This window comes from Algoriphagus aestuariicola (genome assembly GCF_017254835.1).
GTDB lineage: Bacteria > Bacteroidota > Bacteroidia > Cytophagales > Cyclobacteriaceae > Algoriphagus > Algoriphagus aestuariicola.
This window is the reverse complement of the sequence record NZ_JAFKCW010000027.1, coordinates 1-414: the sequence shown is the minus strand read 5'-3', so window position 1 is coordinate 414 and position 414 is coordinate 1. Positions and strand designations below refer to the sequence as shown.

At 54.8% G+C, this 414-nt stretch carries 1 rRNA gene; it reads left to right on the top strand.

Features of this window, described 5'->3' with window-relative positions:
- Positions 1–414, top strand: a 23S ribosomal RNA gene (locus tag J0A67_RS22650); the annotation flags it as partial.

Genomic DNA, 414 nt, shown 5'->3' with positions numbered 1-414 from the left:
CGAGAGTGACGGCTCGAGCAGGTACGAAAGTAGGTCTTAGTGATCCGGTGGTTCTGAATGGAAGGGCCATCGCTCAACGGATAAAAGGTACTCCGGGGATAACAGGCTGATACCGCCCAAGAGTTCATATCGACGGCGGTGTTTGGCACCTCGATGTCGGCTCATCACATCCTGGGGCTGAAGTAGGTCCCAAGGGTATGGCTGTTCGCCATTTAAAGTGGTACGCGAGCTGGGTTTAGAACGTCGTGAGACAGTTCGGTCCCTATCTGCCGTGGGCGTTGGAAGATTGAGAGGGGTTGCTCCTAGTACGAGAGGACCGGAGTGAACGCACCACTGGTGTTCGGGTTGTCATGCCAATGGCATTGCCCGGTAGCTAAGTGCGGAAAAGATAAGCGCTGAAAGCATCTAAGCGCG